The sequence below is a fragment of the Rhodococcus wratislaviensis genome (assembly GCF_041228765.1).
Classification (GTDB): Bacteria; Actinomycetota; Actinomycetes; order Mycobacteriales; family Mycobacteriaceae; genus Rhodococcus_F; species Rhodococcus_F wratislaviensis.
Window position 1 is genome coordinate 728,115 of record NZ_CP150488.1, and the last position, 15,627, is coordinate 743,741.

At 66.1% G+C, this 15,627-nt stretch carries 11 protein-coding genes and 2 pseudogenes; 6 read left to right on the top strand and 7 right to left on the bottom strand.

Annotation, left to right across the window (positions count from 1 at the left end; translation table 11 throughout):
* Positions 1-165: 165 nt before the first annotated feature.
* Both WKC72_RS03305 and WKC72_RS03310 read left to right on the top strand, forming a co-directional pair.
* Entirely contained in the window at positions 166-1,614 is a 1,449-nt protein-coding gene (locus WKC72_RS03305) for a hypothetical protein (RefSeq protein ID WP_037238176.1), read from the top strand.
* On the top strand, positions 1,614-2,636 hold the full coding sequence (locus tag WKC72_RS03310; protein WP_370181747.1) for a glutamate ABC transporter substrate-binding protein: 1,023 nt from the start codon (positions 1,614-1,616) through the stop codon (positions 2,634-2,636). Before WKC72_RS03305 ends, WKC72_RS03310 begins: the two co-directional genes overlap by 1 nt.
* 181 nt (positions 2,637-2,817) lie before the next feature.
* Here the strand turns inward: WKC72_RS03310 and WKC72_RS03315 are convergent.
* A pseudogene (locus WKC72_RS03315) lies at positions 2,818-3,133 on the bottom strand (sodium:proton antiporter); the annotation flags it as partial.
* On the opposite strand from WKC72_RS03315, the pseudogene WKC72_RS03320 reads away from it, so the two are divergent.
* Positions 3,132-3,769 (top strand): annotated as a pseudogene (locus WKC72_RS03320) (fatty acid desaturase); the annotation flags it as partial. The pseudogenes WKC72_RS03315 and WKC72_RS03320 sit on opposite strands and share 2 nt — an antisense overlap.
* An 87-nt stretch (positions 3,770-3,856) precedes the next feature.
* On the opposite strand, the gene WKC72_RS03325 reads toward WKC72_RS03320, so the two are convergent.
* The 5 genes from WKC72_RS03325 to leuC form a co-directional block, all read right to left on the bottom strand.
* Positions 3,857-5,002 carry an acyl-CoA dehydrogenase family protein gene (locus WKC72_RS03325; RefSeq protein ID WP_370181748.1) on the bottom strand — a complete coding sequence of 382 codons (1,146 nt, stop codon included), beginning with the start codon at positions 5,000-5,002 and terminating at the stop codon, positions 3,857-3,859.
* Positions 5,003-5,083: 81 nt separating this feature from the next.
* Positions 5,084-8,593: an indolepyruvate ferredoxin oxidoreductase family protein gene (locus WKC72_RS03330; RefSeq protein WP_370181749.1), complete on the bottom strand. Its 3,510-nt coding sequence runs from the start codon at positions 8,591-8,593 to the stop codon at positions 5,084-5,086.
* 35 nt (positions 8,594-8,628) lie between these two features.
* Complete coding sequence (locus tag WKC72_RS03335; protein ID WP_037240903.1) at positions 8,629-9,405, bottom strand: RraA family protein; 777 nt, start codon at positions 9,403-9,405, stop codon at positions 8,629-8,631.
* On the bottom strand, positions 9,398-10,015 hold the full coding sequence (leuD, locus tag WKC72_RS03340) for a 3-isopropylmalate dehydratase small subunit (protein ID WP_037240906.1): 618 nt from the start codon (positions 10,013-10,015) through the stop codon (positions 9,398-9,400). The genes WKC72_RS03335 and leuD overlap by 8 nt, the downstream gene beginning before the upstream one ends.
* Positions 10,016-10,020: 5 nt before the next feature.
* On the bottom strand, positions 10,021-11,424 hold the full coding sequence (gene leuC, locus WKC72_RS03345; RefSeq protein WP_370184242.1) for a 3-isopropylmalate dehydratase large subunit: 1,404 nt from the start codon (positions 11,422-11,424) through the stop codon (positions 10,021-10,023).
* Between the two features lie 243 nt (positions 11,425-11,667).
* On the opposite strand from leuC, the gene WKC72_RS03350 reads away from it, so the two are divergent.
* From WKC72_RS03350 to WKC72_RS03360, 3 genes are all read left to right on the top strand, one after another.
* Positions 11,668-12,141, top strand: coding sequence for an Lrp/AsnC family transcriptional regulator (locus WKC72_RS03350; protein WP_011593973.1), 474 nt, complete (start codon positions 11,668-11,670; stop codon positions 12,139-12,141).
* A gap of 313 nt (positions 12,142-12,454) precedes the next feature.
* The gene (locus WKC72_RS03355; RefSeq protein ID WP_370181751.1) at positions 12,455-13,873 is read left to right on the top strand and encodes an SLC13 family permease; all 1,419 of its coding nucleotides are present in this window, start codon (positions 12,455-12,457) and stop codon (positions 13,871-13,873) included.
* A 361-nt stretch (positions 13,874-14,234) separates the two neighbouring features.
* Positions 14,235-14,717 carry a carboxymuconolactone decarboxylase family protein gene (locus tag WKC72_RS03360; protein ID WP_005567250.1) on the top strand — a complete coding sequence of 161 codons (483 nt, stop codon included), beginning with the start codon at positions 14,235-14,237 and terminating at the stop codon, positions 14,715-14,717.
* A gap of 4 nt (positions 14,718-14,721) precedes the next feature.
* Here WKC72_RS03360 and WKC72_RS03365 read toward each other — a convergent pair whose 3' ends face one another.
* Positions 14,722-15,615 carry a LysR substrate-binding domain-containing protein gene (locus WKC72_RS03365; protein WP_012690836.1) on the bottom strand — a complete coding sequence of 298 codons (894 nt, stop codon included), beginning with the start codon at positions 15,613-15,615 and terminating at the stop codon, positions 14,722-14,724.
* Between the last annotated feature and the right edge of the window lie 12 nt (positions 15,616-15,627).

A 15,627-nucleotide genomic window follows, 5' to 3' on the forward strand; every position in this document is an offset into this window, starting at 1 on the left:
GACGAAATCGGCACGACTAGCCTCTCGGTGACGTGTTCCCAGGATATCGCTGTCGCCTCCAGCGAGGGAGCCATTGCTTCGTGCAGCAAAGGAAACGACAGATCGGCTCACCCGAACCCGTGCACAGAGCTGTGTCGGTTCGTACGCTGTCCGTTCCCCGAGTCGGTGCGCCGGTCGGCACCGTCGGTGCACACTGAACTCAGCAACGTGGCCCGGATCGGTGCTCTTCCCGGAGCCACGGAGGCGGTGCAGGAGGACCGGATGTTCCACCGCGGCGAGCACGCCGTCACCGAAGCCCCCACGCTCGACGAGGGCCTGCTCGTCGAGCCCGTGGCCCGCCGCCGTCCGTGGGTCGAATTCTTCACGTCCACGCCCGGTCGGCTGTCCGTTCTCGGGATCGCACTCATCGCCGCGGTCATCGCCGCGGGCGCGATCACCTCGGCGGCGGTCGGTGCGCGGCAACAGCGGGTCGAGACACTGCGCACCCACACCGAACCCCTGGCAAACGCCGCCCAGGCCCTGTACAGCTCGCTGTCGATCGCCGATGCCGCCGCGACCACGTCCTTCGTCTCCGGTGGCGGTGCGATCGAGTCGACAACCGGGCCGGACCAGTTCACCCAGGCGATCGGCGACGCGTCGAACGCGCTGGTCACGGCGACCAATGGGGTGTCGTCGCAGGACGCCGAATCACTGGCGCTGCTGTCGGACGTCGTGCGCAACCTCGCCGAGTACTTCAATCTCGTCGCCACGGCTCAAGCGAACGATCGGGCCGGCAATCCGGTCGGGGTGGCGTATCTGGCCGATGCGTCCGCGATCATGCAGGGCACCATCCTCCCGTTGGCGGAGCGACTCTACGTCCACCAGGCCGAGGCGGTCGCGGAGACCCAGACGCACACGGCCCAACTGCCCGCGACCGCCTTCACGGTGACCGCGGCCGCCCTCGTCGCCCTCGTCCTCGCCCAGCTGTACCTCATCCGGAAGAGCAAGCGCCGGTTCAACCCCGGCCTCGCTGTCGCCACCCTCCTCATGGCCGGGCTCCTGTTCTGGCTGATCGCCGGAAGCCTGGTGTCGACGTCGGCAAGCGAACACGCGAGAACCGAAGGAACGCAACCCATCAACACTGTTGCCCGCGCTCGCATCCTGGCACAGCAGGCCCGCGCCGATGAAACCCTCGCCATTCTGCAACGCGGGTCCGACACCCAGTCGGAAATCGACTACGCGCGGCACTCCCAGGCGTTGTCCGACGAACTCACTCGGCAGCTGGACAGCTCGCATGGTCGCGCCGCCGAGCAACACCTCCGCGACGCCATGACGGCCCGTGAAGGCTGGCTGGCCGCGCACCGGGACATCGAGATCTCCCTCGAGCGCGGTGACTACCCGACCGCCGCGGCGATCGCCGCCGGATCCGGCGCCCGCACGTCGTCGGCGCAGTTCGCCGCCCTGGACGAGTCCCTCCGGGACGCGATCGACCGGCTCCGCGACGACGAGGCCAACGCCGTGACGGACGTCTATCGATCGATGTCGTCGCTGGCCGTCGGTAGCATGGTTATCGGCGTGTCCTGCGGATTCGCCGTCGGCGGGGGTATCTGGCCGCGACTGAACGAGTACCACTGATGACACAGGTGAGGCTTCCGAGACCGGGGACGAGACCGTGTGCCCGGCACCTCGTCGGCGTGCTCGCCGTCGCCGTCCTCGCCGGTTGCGCCGCACCCGACCCTCTCACCCCGACCATCGCGGCCACGTACACCGCACGACCGATGACCGACGGCGCACAGATCATCCCGCCCACGGACAGTCCGCCGCCGAAGCCACCGCTCCCCGAGTCGTGTGGGGCGCTCGCGAGCCTGCGCCCCGGCCCGCAACCCCCACCCGGGCAGATGCCGACCGGTGGATCACTTGCCGAGATCGCGGGGCGGGGCCGGTTGATCGTCGGTGTCGACCAGAACACCAATCTGTTCAGCTTCCGAGACCCGACCACGGGCACCCTGCAGGGGTTCGACATCGACGTGGCGAAGGAGATCGCCCGCGACATCTTCGGCGATCCGACGAAAGTCGAGTTCCGGCTCCTCACCACCGCCGGCCGGTTCTCCGCACTCGAGAACAACGACGTCGACGTCGTCGCACATGGATTCTCGATCACGTGCGAACGCGCCCAACGCGTCGGCTTCTCCACCGAATACTTCCGCGCCTTTCAACGAATTCTGGTCCCTCAGGGTTCCGACATCACCGGACCGGCGGACCTGGCCGGAAAACGGGTCTGCACCTTTCTCGACACCACCTCGCTCGGCACCGTCCAACGGGTCGCGCCGGACGCCACGATCATCGCGGTCCCCGACTGGGACGACTGCCTTGTCACCATGCAGAAACGGCAGGCCGACGCGACCAGCACCTCCGACTCGCTCCTCGCCGGGCTCGCCTCCCAGGACCCGAATTTTCAGATCGTGGGGCCACGGCTGGAGACAGAAGAGCACTGGGCGATCGGTGTCAACAAGTACAAGGAGGACCTGGTGCGGTTCGTCAACGGCACCCTCGACCGACTACGTGCAGACGGAACGTGGATGAGCATCTACGACCGGTGGATATCGGCCCCGCTCGGACCCGTCGCGGGCCCGCCCCCGGCTACCTATCGCGATTGAGGGGCATGAAAAAGCGGGCGCGTTCCACACCGCACAAATCCCTCGTCGATGACGCCGCGAGAGACGCACACTTCGACGAGAAATGAAAATACGGGCCACCTTTGGTGGCGTCGGCATTCCCGATGATCGACTCTTTCGCGCAGGTTGCGAGCTGGTGCGCCCGAAGTCCTCGCGACGGCGTGCCGCCGCCGCCGAAACACATACATTGAATCCAGGTGTAGGCGAGCAGTGCTGCGGTCACCGGCACGGTGTGCGCCCACAGTGGATCGAGGGCGTGGCGCCGACTGGCCGTCACCAGGACGGCGGCGGCGAGTACGCCTGCCACGACCCCGGCGACGACCCCGTAACCGATCTGCTCGGTGACCAGACGGGCGGCCGCACCGTCGCCGATCGCACCCGCTTCGGCTTGCGAGATCGCCGAGCACGATCGCGGCGGCACCGAATCCGGCCGCGATGGTGAGCGGCAGGCCGATACCGAGAAGTCGCGCAGGTAAGGAAGAGCGCGGCAAGGAAGTGCTCGCCGAGCTCGGCAGGCAGACCCTCGAGGACTATGTCGTGCCCGGCGCTGACCGGCAAGGCATGGAAGTCCACGCTAAAGGCGAATGCGACCGCCAACCTCGTCCGCAACCTGTGGACCAACGCCGTGATCTTCTGCGGTCGCTTCCCGGACGGCGCCGAGAAGTTCACCAAGACCGACGTCGACAACGGGACGCACGCCCAGTGGTACCTGCGGCAGATGCTCGGCTCCGCGAACATCTCGGGCGGCCCAGTCATGGACTTCATGACCGGCAACCTGAGCTATCAGATCGAGCACCACGTCTTCCCGGACCTGCTGTCCAACTGCTACCACGAGATCTCGATCCGCGTGAAGCAGCTGTGCGAGAAGTACGACCTGCCGTACACGACCGGGCCACTGGCAGTGCAGTACTGGAAGTCGTGGCGCACCATCGCGAAGCTCTCGCTTCCCGACAAGTACCTCACCGACACCCGCGACGCACCCGAAACCGCGTCCGAAGCCGGGTTCGGCGGCCCCCGCCACCGATCCGCTCACCGGTCGCCGTATCGGCCTGGCGACGACGATCGAGAAGAAGCGCAAACGCGGTGTCGTCCGCCGAATCCTCGGAATGCGCTGACCATCAACGTCGGCGCCGGACCACCCGGTGAACATCGCCGAACTCAGTCACTCTGGCGCCGTCCAGGTGTCGGACGGTGGCGTGAATTCAGAGGGCACGCGCGATAATGCTCTTCATCACCTCGTTGGCGCCTGCGTAGATCTTCTGGACGCGCGCGTCCTCGTACATCCGGGCGATCAGGTACTCGCGCATATAGCCGTAGCCGCCGTGCAGTTGGACGCATCGGTCGATGACGGAGCACTGCTGTTCGGTGAGCCAGTACTTGACCATCGCTGCCTCGGCCGGATCCAGCTGCCCGGCCAAGTGTTCGCTGATGCAGTGATCGAGGAACACCTCGCAGGTGCGGGCGATCGTCTGACATTCGGCGAGTTCGAACGCGGTGTTCTGGAATTCGAACAGGCTGCGCCCGAAGGCCTGCCGTGATTTCGTGTAGTCAACGGTGTCCTCGATCGCGCGTCGCATGGCCCCCGCCGCCTGCGCGCCGATGATCAGCCGTTCCTGCACCAGCTGCGCGATCAGCTGTCCGAATCCCTGTCCTTCCTGTCCGAGCAGGTTCGTCACCGGGACGCGGACGTCGGTGAAGGACAGCTCGGCGGTGTCGGCGCCGTGCTGGCCGACCTTGTCGAGGACCCGCCCGACCGTGAAGCCGGGGCAGTCGCGTAGGTCGACGATCAGCAGCGCCACCCCTTTGGCACCGGCCTTCGGGTCGGTCTTCACCGCCAGCACGATCATGTCGGCGGACGCGCCGTTGGTGATGAACGTTTTGGACCCGTTGACGATGTAGTCGTCGCCGTCCCGGACCGCGATGGTCTTGATTGCCTTCAGGTCCGACCCGGCGCCGGGTTCGGTCATGCCGATGGCGCCGAGGATGTCCCCGGTCGCCATCCCCGGAAGCCAGATCGTCTTTTGTTCCTCGGTGCCGTATTCGAGGATGTAGTGCGCCACGATGCCCGAGTGCACGGAGATGCCGAAGGACAGGTCACCGGCGTAACCCTGGGCGTCGAAGACGGCAAGATCGTGCGCGAAGGAGCCACCGCCGCCGCCGTACTCCTCGGGGATCGAGCAGCACAGCAACCCGAGCTTGCCGGCTTCGAGCCACACCGAGCGGTCGATGCGGTGCTGGGCGTCCCAGGTTTCGTTGTGGGCGACGACTTCTCGTTCGAAGAACCCGGCGGCGAGGTCGGACAGTGCTTTGACCTCCTCGTCGTGCCATGACGGGACGTACTTCTTCATGGATGTTCCTTTGTGATCGTTTCCGTGCGTGCTGTGAGGCGGCCTCGGGCTGACCGGTGTCCGCCGGTTTGCGTGTGGGCCCTACACGGCCTGCTTCTCGGCGCGGGCGGCAAGGGGGTACGCCCCGAGGAGCTTGTGCAGTTCCTGGTGGTACGACGCCACATTGGCGACCTTGATCTGTTCGTACCCACGGACGAGGTCGGGCAGTTCGGCGATCTCCACCGCCGCGGAAACGCTGTGGGGGTCGAGCAGGTGGAGGAGTTGCTCGATGGTTTCGCGGTATTCGGTGATCAGCTCGCGTTCCATCTTCCGGATGTGGTGGTAGCCGAACACATCGAGCTTGGTGCCGCGGATCTTGCGCATGCGGTGCAGCGTCCGGAATCCGGGGTTGATCCAGGATCCGAGTGAGAGCTTGTTCTTCATCCCCATGGCGCGCAGCATCGGGGGGTGCAGCCGGACCGACCGTTTCGCGCTCTTGCCGAACGCGTCCTTGACCGCGGCGTCGAAGGCAGGGTCCAAGGCCAGGCGTGCGACCTCGTACTCGTCCTTGTAGGCCATGAGTTTGAACAGGTTCTTCGCGACGGCCTCGGTCAGTGCGGTGGAGTGTCCGACCAGCGCGGCTTCCCGCTGGCGTACCGATTCCACGAACTGGGCGTAGTCGCGGGCGTAGTCGATGCCCTGGTAATCGATGAGTTCGGCAGTGCGTAGCCCGACGATGCGGGCGAGTTCGGAATCGGCTGCGGCCCGGACCGTGCCGGCGAGGGCGAGCGCCTGGAGAGATGGGACGGCCGGTTCGAAGTCGGCCCGCCGGTTGCCCTCGATAGCGGCGGTGAGGGCTTCGGGGTCCGCGATGGCCTGACGGCCGCGGCGGAATGCCTGCAGGTTCGCCTCGATCGAGACACCGTTGAGGGTGATTGCCTGTTCGATTGCGGTCGCCTCGATGGGGAGGACACCGGTCTGGAAGGCGGCTCCGATCAGGAGCATGTTCGTGTACTGCTCGTCGTCGAACAACTCACGCGAGAGCAGAGCCGGGTCGAGGTAGATCGCGCGGGAGGTGGCGCCGTCGACGGCGGTGCGGATGGTGCTCAGTTCCGGGAAATGCACTGCGGTGTCGACGATCATCTGACCGGTGGGGATTTCGGTGGTGGAGACGACGGCGACGGTGTCGGAGCTGTTGGCGACCTTCAAGTTGTTGGGGTCGGTGGCGACGAGGGAGTCGCAGCCGAGGTAGAGACCGCAGCGGCCCTCGCCGATCTTCGAGGCGCCCTCGCGGGGTTCGGCGCTGATCTTCAGATCCGACACCACGGCGCCGCCCTTTTGCGCCAGGCCGGTCTGGTCCAGGCTGCGGACGAACTTGCCGTCGATCACGGCGGCGGTAGCCAGGACCTGCGCGACCGTGATGACACCGGTACCCCCGACGCCCATGATCCGCATCCCGAACTGGCCGTCGATCGCCGGCACGTCGGGGTCGGTGATCAGGTCGGCGGCGATGGCCGGGACAGGTGTGCGCTGCTCCTTCGGGCCGGGGGTGATGGTGACGAAGGAAGGGCAGTCCCCTTTCAAGCACGAAAAGTCCAGGTTGCAGGAGGATTGGTGGATCGTGGTCTTGCGGCCGAACTCGGTGTCGGTGGGGTGCACCGACAGGCAGTTGGACTTCTCCCCGCAGTCGCCGCAGCCTTCGCAGATGCGTTCGTTGATCATCACCCGGGTGGTCGGGGTGGGCAGGGTGCCGCGCTTGCGCTTGCGGCGCTTCTCGGCGGCACATTCCTGGTCGTGCACCACGACGGTGACCCCGGCGATCGTCGCCAGTTCCGTCTGAACGTCGACGAGGTCGTCCCGATCCCGGATCTCGACGCCCTTGGGGAGTTTCAGTGAGCTGATGCGCTTGCGGTCTTCGGTGGTGACCACGACCTTCTTGACCCCTTCGGCGAGGAGCAGCCGGGTGATCCGGTCCAGCGGCATGGCGCCGACCGGGTCCTGTCCGCCGGTCATGGCGACGGTGGCGTTGTAGAGCAGCTTGTAGGTGACGTTCTCCCCGGAGGCGACGGCGGCGCGCAGCGCCAGACTGCCCGAGTGCATGAACGTGCCGTCACCGATGTTCTGGATGAGGTGGTTTTCCTCCAGGAACGGGGCCATGCCGATCCATTGGGCGCCTTCGCCGCCCATCTGGGTCAACCCGATCACGTCGCCGACCTGCTTGTCGTCCATCATCATCACCATGGCGTGGCAGCCGATTCCGCCGCCGATCAGCGTGTCCGGTGCCACCTTGGTCGAGGAGTTGTGCGGGCATCCCGAGCAGAAATAGGGGGTGCGGTTCAGCAGCGGCAGTGCGATCTTCGAGGTCCTGGGGCGCTGTCTCCACAGCTGGACCGGTTCGATGCCGTATTCGTCGCCCAGTCGGCGGCTGAGGGCATTGGCGATCAGGTCGGCGTCGAGCTCTCCGAAGATGTTGACCAGGGATTTGCCGTTCGGATCGGTCTTACCGATGACCACCGGGGCGTTGGCGCGCCGGTAGAGGATGTCGCGGACCGCGGTCTCGAGGAACGCCCGCTTCTCCTCGACGACGATGATCTCGTCCAGCCCCGCAGCGAACCGGTGCACGATCTCGGGGTCGACGGGGTAGATCATGCCGAGCTTGAGGATGCGGATCCCGTACCGGAGCAAGTCTGCAGGTCCGAGGCCGAACAGTGAGAGTGCCTCGCGCAGATCGAGATACGTCTTACCGGAAGTGACGATGCCGATCCGGTCGTCGGGCCCGGATTGCACGATTTGGTTCAGTTTGTTGATGCGCGCGTAGTCGAGCGCGCGGGGCAGCCGGTCCATCATCTGGCTGCGTTCGAGGGTGAGCAGGTTGGGGCCGACGAGGTTGGCGTTCGGGGTGTACGTGCTCGGTCCGAGGTCACCGAAGCTCGGGTCGATCCGGTCGGGGTGCACGACGGCGGAACTCGCGCCGTCGGCGACGGCGGTGACGATTTTCAATCCCGACCACAGGCCGGTGAACCGGGACAGGAACGGTGCATGCAGCCCGTAGTCGAGCACCTCCTGGGAATCGGCCGGGTAAAGGGTGGGGATGAGCAGATCCGCCATGGCCACCTCGGACGCGCATGCCAGGCTCGAGGACTTCCCGCCCGGGTCGTCGCCGACGAGGGCGACGGCGCCGCCGCGCGGATCGGTTCCGACGAGGTTGGCGTGCCGAATCGCGTCGGAGGCGCGGTCGAGTCCGGGGGACTTGCCGTACCAGTACCCGGTGACCCCGTCCGAGCGCAGATGCCCGATCTGCGGTGCCATTTGGGTGCCGAGCACGGCGGTGGCGGCCAGTTCTTCGTTGACACCGGGACGGTGCACGAGGTCGTACTCGTCGAGGATCTTGCGTTTGCGGGCGATTTCGAGGTCGTACCCGGCCAGCGGTGATCCTTCGTAGCCGGAGACGAAGGACGAGGTGCGGTGGCCGCGCCGCCGGTCGAGGATGGCCCTGTCCCGCAGCACGCGTACCAACCCCTGGATGCCGGTCAGGTAGACCGATCCGTCTTCGAGGACGTAGCGGTCGTCGAGGGAGAACGTGGACGAGCGGGTCTGCATGATGGAGGACAAGGCTGTGTTCCTTCGTGTGATGTCGACGTCGGCGGTCAGGCGGGGGCTGTGCCCGGGGCCAGCCCGGCGACGAGTTCTTCCAGAGTCGCGGCCGCGTCGATGCGGTCGATGAACGCGATCTCGGTGCGGTGAGCGTTTTCGCAGAAGTCGACGACCCGTGGGACGTCGAAGAACGGGATCACGCAGACACCGTCGATGTCGGCGACGACGTAGTCGCCGGGGTTGACGAGATGCCCGCACAGCGAGACCGGACCGTTCATCTGCACGGTCTCGTAGCGGTAGCGGGCGGCGGCGGGATGCCTGGTGGCACTCCACACCGGCAGACCACTTGCGAGGATGGAGCCGGTGTCGCGAATCGCGCCGTCGACGACGCAGCCCCCGATCTGTGCTTTCACCGCCCACCGGGCCGACAGGGCACCCATCACCGCGCCGGACCGCGATCCCGAACAGTCCATGACGGCGACGTCCCCGGGGCGCCCGAGGCCGTAGAGGTCGCGGTCGCCGAAGGTCGTGCCGCGCCCGCTTTCGCGGTTTCCGGTCACGTCCCCTCCGAGGGGCACATACCGCAACGTCACCGCGGGACCGCACATTCGCGCCTGTTCCGAAACCGGTTTCAGCTCGGTCGCAGTGATTGCGGTGCCGATGCCCAGCTCGTCGAGGGCGTCGGCGACGGCGGATGCCGTGTCCGGTATCGCCAGCAACCGGGACACATAGTCTTCGACGTAGCGCGGGATCTCGGTGGTCAGGATCTTCGACTGCGGAACGGTGCCGGTCATGCGCGATCGGGTGTCGGTGAGGTCGGTGTCAGCCACGAAGAGCTCCTTCCATCACGACACGCCGCGACGTCGGCAGGGTGCGCCGGCGGGTGGTTTCGTAGACGTCGATGTCCTCGACGTCGCGCAGGGTCAGGCTGATGTCGTCATAGCCATTGAGCAGTCGCCAGCGGGCGTTGTCATCGAGGTCGAACGTGTAGGTGGCACCGGCCGCGCGGACCTCGCGCCGGACCAGGTCGACGGTGATCGGGACCTCGGGCCGTGCTTCGATCGTGTCCCAGAGTTCGTCGATCACGCGCTGGTCGAGAGCGATCGTGAGCAGACCGTTCTTCAGGGAGTTGCCACGAAAGATGTCCCCGAAGCGGGGGGCGAGGACAGCCGTGAAGCCGTAGTTCTGCAGCGCCCAGACCGCCATTTCGCGTGATGATCCGACGCCGAAGTTCGCACCAGCGACCAGGATGGTCGCGTTGCGGTAGTCGGGTTGGTTGAGGACGAAGCCGGGGTCGAGGCGCCAGTCGTGTAGCAGGGCGTCTTCGTAGCCTTCCTTGGTCACTCCGACGCAGAACCGTGCCGGGATGATCTGGTCGGTGTCGACGTCGGAAATCCGCAGGGGCGCTGCGATTCCGGTGTGTTCGGTAAATCTGTTCATCGAGGTCAGTCCTTCAAATCTGCGGGCGCGGTCAGTCGGCCGGTGACCGCGGTTGCGGCGGCGACGGCGGGTGAGACGAGGTGCGTCATCACGCCCCGTCCTTGGCGGCCTTCGAAGTTGCGGTTGTTCGTCGATGCGGCCCTTTGGCCCGGGCGTAGTCGGTCGTCGTTGAGCGCGACGCACATCGAGCACCCGGAGTAGCGCAGCGGTGCGCCGGCGGCGGCGAAGATCTCATCGAGTCCTTCCTCGACGGCCTGCGCGCGGACGGCCTCCGACCCGGGGACTACGAGCACGTCGACACCGGGCGCGATGCGCCGACCCTCCCAGACCGCGGCCACCTCCCGCAGGTCCTCGATCCGGCCGTTGGTGCACGAACCGATGAACACCGCATCGACCTCGATGTCGCGCAGCGGCGTCCCCGGAGTCAGCTGCATGTAGGCCAGTGCGCGCTCGGCGGCGGCGCGATCCACCACGTCGACGAATGAGCCCGGGTCGGGGACCTTGGCGTCGAGCGGGACGGACTGGGCGGGAGTCGTCCCCCAGGACACCCGAGGGGCGATGGTGGCGGCGTCGAGGTGCACCTCCTTGTCGAAGACGGCATCCTCGTCGGTGAAGAAGGTGCGCCAATACTCGGCTTCGTCATCGAACGCGGTCCCGGACGGCACGTGCGGGCGGCCCCGCAGGTACTCGACGGTGACCTCGTCCGGGGCGATGAGACCGGCCCGGGCTCCGGCTTCGATGGACATGTTGCACACCGTCATCCGGCCTTCCATCGACAACGCGCGAATCGCCTCGCCCTGGTATTCGATGACGTGGCCCTGCCCGCCGCTGGTGCCGATCTGCTCGATCACCGCAAGGATGAGGTCCTTCGCCGTCGCTCCGGGCGGCAGCTGACCGTCGACGACCACGCGCATGTTCTGCATGGGCGCCATCGGCAGTGTCTGGGTGGCGAGGACGTGCTCGACCTGACTGGTGCCGATACCGAAGGCGAGAACTCCGAAAGCGCCGTGGGTGCTGGTGTGCGAGTCACAGCAGACCAGCGTCATCCCGGGCTGCGTCAGTCCGAGTTCGGGACCGATGACGTGCACGATGCCGCGTGCGGAATCACCGAGTGAGTACAACTCGATACCGAAATCCCGGCAGTTGCGCCGAATGTGGTCGAGCTGCTCGACCGCGCCCGGGTCGGTGATCGTGCGCAGCACGTCGTCGGTCGGCGTGTTGTGATCCTCGGTGCCCAGCGTCAGGTCGGGGCGGCGGACGGTGCGGCCGGCGGCGCGCAGACCCGCGAACGCGGCGGGGGTGTTCACCTCGTGCAGCAGGTGCAGGTCGATATAGACCAAGTCCGGCTCGCCCTCGACGGAGCGCACCAGATGGCTCCTCCAGATCTTGTCCGCAAGCGTGTAGCCCATGATCAGCACCTGTTCCTTCCTAGCCAACGTTCCACCATCGACCCACTGTGGTGAGGCGGAGTGTGCAGAGCGGCCGTCCTTGGACCGGACCGCCGTGCTCGATGTGACCCACAACATACGCAGACCTGTACCGTGAGATAAACACACGCACAAAAAATGATGCCAAGTGCTCAACTACCGGCGCCCTCGAAACAACCGGGTGCGCATGTGGACTACTTTCCCGCCCTCACGACAGGAGTACCAGTGGACGGCTTCGACAAACTCGACCTAGACATCCTTCGACTCATCGTCGAAGAACCGCGGGCCGGCGTGCGCGAGTACTCCCGCAGACTCAACATCGCCCGCAACACCGCGCAGGCCCGGATCACCAAACTCGAAAAAGCGGGTGTGATCGTCACCTGGCGCCCTCAAATCAATCTCGCACCGCTGGGCTACGCCGTCATGGCGTTCGTGCACGTCCACATCGCCCAAAGCCAAGTCAACGAAACCCTGGAACGGCTGACCGCGATCCCCGAACTCATCGAGGCCAACACCGTCTCCGGCGAAGGAGACCTCCTCTGCCGCTTCGTCGCCCGAGACAACTCCCACTTCGAGGACGTCCTCCAGTCCGTCATGAAGACCGAGGGCGTGCTGCGCACCCGCTCCGAGATCGTCCTGAGCCGGCGCATCTGGCCCCGAACCATTCCGATCGTGGAGAAACTGCGGGCAGAAAATTGATCTGCCGGATGCCGGGGTAGCCGAGCTTCTGGCTCACTGCCCGCGACACAGCTGAACCATCCGCCGCCCGAGAGCCGGGATACTGAGCTATTGGCTCAACCACCCCGACCGCGACTGGTTCACGTTGAGCACCTGGATGCTTTCTCGGCGGTCGAGTTGATTCTGTGACCGCCATCACCCTTGAATAGCGGGGCACGGCAACGCCACATGCCGTCCCCGGCGGATCAGGCGTCGCCGCTCTCGGCTCACTGCCACCGGTTTACACCGGCAGGCGGCTCGGATCTCCGGGCATCCACCGAAAGGGTTACCTCCGATGCTCTACTTCATCTCGATCGCGGCGCTGATCGCCCTGTTCGCGATCGGCACCATGACACCCATCAACATGGGAGTCTTGGCATTCGCCGCCGCCTTCGTGATCGGCGGCTGGCTGTCCGGACTGTCCATGGACGAGATCTTCGGGTTCTTCCCCGGCAGTATCTTCACCATCATCGTCGGGATCACCCTGCTGTTCGGAATCGCCCGGGTCAACGGCACCGTCGACCTCCTCGTGGGCGGCGCACTGAAGCTTGTCCGAGGCAAACGCTGGGCCATCGTCTGGCTGATGTTCTTCCTCGGCGCCGGCCTGATGACCATGGGCTCGGTACTTGCAGTCGGGATGCTCGCCCCCATCGCCATGCCGATCGCCAAGCGTTACAAGATCGACCCCCTGCTGATGGGCATGATGATCAGCCACGGCGTACTCGGTGCGGCCTTCTCCCCCATCACCGTCTACGGCGCATTCACCAACGGCTGGCTCCAGTCCGCCGGCCTACCCACCAACCCCCTCGCGCTGTACGCCATCCCCCTCGGCCTCAGCTTCCTGCTCGCCCTCGGCCTCTTCCTCGTCCGCGGCCGTGACCTGCTCCGTGCCGATGACCAGTCGATCGACATCGACGACCTCACCTCGAGCGACAACCCCACCGTCGCAGGCAGTCCCGCACCGCAACCCCGCGGCGGCGACCTCGTCACAACCGGAGCGAGCGCCGGACAGCACGCCACCTCAGCCCGACACGGTGCCGGCCCGATGGTGCTGACTACTGGATCGCCGCAGCCCGCCCCCGAACCGGATCGGCTCACCGAGATCGAATCCACCGGATTCACCCCGCTGCGTGTCCTCACCCTGCTCGGCATGGTCGCCCTCCTCATCGGATCCGCCGTTTTCCAGATCGACGTCGGCGTCTGCTCGATGGTCATCGCCGCCATCCTCCTCGTCCTCGCACCGAACAAGCACAAGCCCGCCGTCAACAACGTCACCTGGTCCGCGGTACTCCTCGTCTGCGGAATGCTCACCTACATGAGCGTGCTCAAGGCCAACGGCACCCTCGAATTCCTCGGAGACGCGGCCGCGTCCCTCGGCTCCCCGCTCCTCACGGCCCTGATCCTCTGCTACGCCGTCGCCGCCGTCTCCGCCGTCGGCTCCTCCATCGGAACCCTCGGCATCGTCCTCCCGCTCGCGGCACCGCTGCTGATGATGGGCGAGGTCGGCCTCATCGGATTCGTCGCCGCCGTCTCCTTCTCCGCAGTCATCGTCGACGTCAGCCCCCTGTCGAGCAACGGAGTCATGGTCCTCGCCAACGCCCAGGTCCCCGACCGCGACAAATTCCAACGATCCCTCTTCAAATACACCGGCTACGTCGTCCTCGTCGCCCCCGTCCTCGCCTGGCTCCTCATCGTCCTTCCCACCTCCGTATAACTCCAGATCATCAATCCAACAGCGATATCGAAGCGCCGGTCACCCTGTGTGACCGGCGCTCCATCACGAGGGAAGCAGAGAGGTCGGATCGAACAATCAAATCGATACGACGGGCATGAGCGCGACAGAACCGTGCGCCGAGAACAACTCGGATCAGATGCTGGGTCGCCTCCTACATATCCCACGGAGACGCGCACCGGGTACGGCAACCACCGGGCGAACAGGCCGGAGCCCGAGGGCCGTTCCGGTGACTGTCGATGTGCGCGCAAACCCCGACTCATCGAACACCTGCCACTGGGTACCAAAATAGAACACGTGTCAGATCTTCCGCCCGCGATACCTGCCGCTGTAGCATTCGGGGATGAGTCGAGTAGGTAGCTACAGTGACGATGACGTGGCAGGTTGGCTGTCGATCTCGCCCGAGCTGGGTGGTGCGCTCGGGGCTTTCACGGACGCCGTGTACAACCGGAACCGGTTACCGTTACGGGTCCGGGAGATCGCGCGGATGGCGGTCGCGGAGGCCAATGAGTGCGCCGTGTGCCTCGGCACCCGCGACAGGAGCGGCGCCGATGCGGGGATCGACGAGCACTTCTACGATCACGTTCTCGAGTGGGAGTCGTGGCCCGGGTACAGCGCCGAGGAGCGGACGGCGGCGGAATTCGCGCACCGGTTCGCCACCGATCACACGGCACTCCGCGACGACGAGGACTTCTGGGCGCGGTGTCACGAACATTTCTCCGACGAGATCCTGACCGACCTGGCGCTGTCGTGCGCGTTGTGGCTGGGGACGGGCCGGGTGCTGCGGGTGCTCGACATCGGTCAGACGTGCAAGCTCACCCTGTAAGCACTCACTCCCACTCCCGCTGCGGGAGAACGTCCTCCATGAGCCTGCGCAGCGCGGGGTTCCGACTGTCCGAGCGCCAGGCGGCGTTCATCTGGACGGGCCGGTCGCGGATCGCGGAGACGGGGCGGAACACGACCCCTTCCGGGTGCATCGTCTGCGCGGATTCGGGGACGAGGGCCATGCCCAGCCCGGAACGGACGAGCACCAGCATGGTGTGCACCTGCGTGACGTACTGGACGTAGCGCGGGGAGGCACCGACGATCGTGAACGTGCTGATGAGCAGTTCGTGGAAGTACCGCGCATCGACGGGCGAGTACATGACGACGGGTTGATCGTCGAAATCCTCCACCGCCAACTGCTCGGCGTCGGCGAGGGGGTGACCGGCGGGCAGCGCGGCGACGAGCCGCTCGTGGTGGATGGGGCGGGTGTCGATTCCGGGACGGGTGAGGATGGGACGAATCAGCCCGAGGTCCAGTTCACCGCTGATCAGCGATTCGATCTGCACGGAGGTGACCATCTCCCGCAGAACGATTTTCACGTCTGGCAGCCTGTCGCGTGCGGCCTCGAGCAATCTCGGCAGCACCGCGTGCGCGGATGCGCCGGTGAACCCGACGACGACGGTGCCGAGGTCGCCGGCGGGTACGCGCCGCACAGTCAGGGCGGCACTCTCCGACAGACTCAGGATGCGCCGGGCATCGGGGAGGAACGCCGCACCGGCTGCGGTGAGGGTGACGGATCGGCTGGTGCGGTCGATCAACTGCACACCGAGTTCGCTTTCGAGCTGCTGGATCTGACGGCTCAGCGGTGGCTGCGTCATGTGCAGGCGCTCCGCGGCGCGACCGAAATGCAGTTCCTCCGCGACGGCGATGAAACACGACAGCCGCGCGAGGGAGAACATCCGATCCACTCC

What these genes read in the sequence shown, in the direction of transcription:
- WKC72_RS03310 (WP_370181747.1), top strand. Translation starts at nt 1,614, where the DNA reads ATGACACAGGTGAGGCTTCCGAGACCGGGGACGAGACCGTGTGCCCGG.
- WKC72_RS03325 (WP_370181748.1), bottom strand. Translation starts at nt 5,002, where the DNA reads ATGAAGAAGTACGTCCCGTCATGGCACGACGAGGAGGTCAAAGCACTG.
- leuD (WP_037240906.1), bottom strand. Translation starts at nt 10,015, where the DNA reads ATGAACAGATTTACCGAACACACCGGAATCGCAGCGCCCCTGCGGATT.
- leuC (WP_370184242.1), bottom strand. Translation starts at nt 11,424, where the DNA reads ATGGGCTACACGCTTGCGGACAAGATCTGGAGGAGCCATCTGGTGCGC.
- WKC72_RS03355 (WP_370181751.1), top strand. Translation starts at nt 12,455, where the DNA reads ATGCTCTACTTCATCTCGATCGCGGCGCTGATCGCCCTGTTCGCGATC.
- WKC72_RS03360 (WP_005567250.1), top strand. Translation starts at nt 14,235, where the DNA reads ATGAGTCGAGTAGGTAGCTACAGTGACGATGACGTGGCAGGTTGGCTG.
- WKC72_RS03365 (WP_012690836.1), bottom strand. Translation starts at nt 15,615, where the DNA reads ATGTTCTCCCTCGCGCGGCTGTCGTGTTTCATCGCCGTCGCGGAGGAA.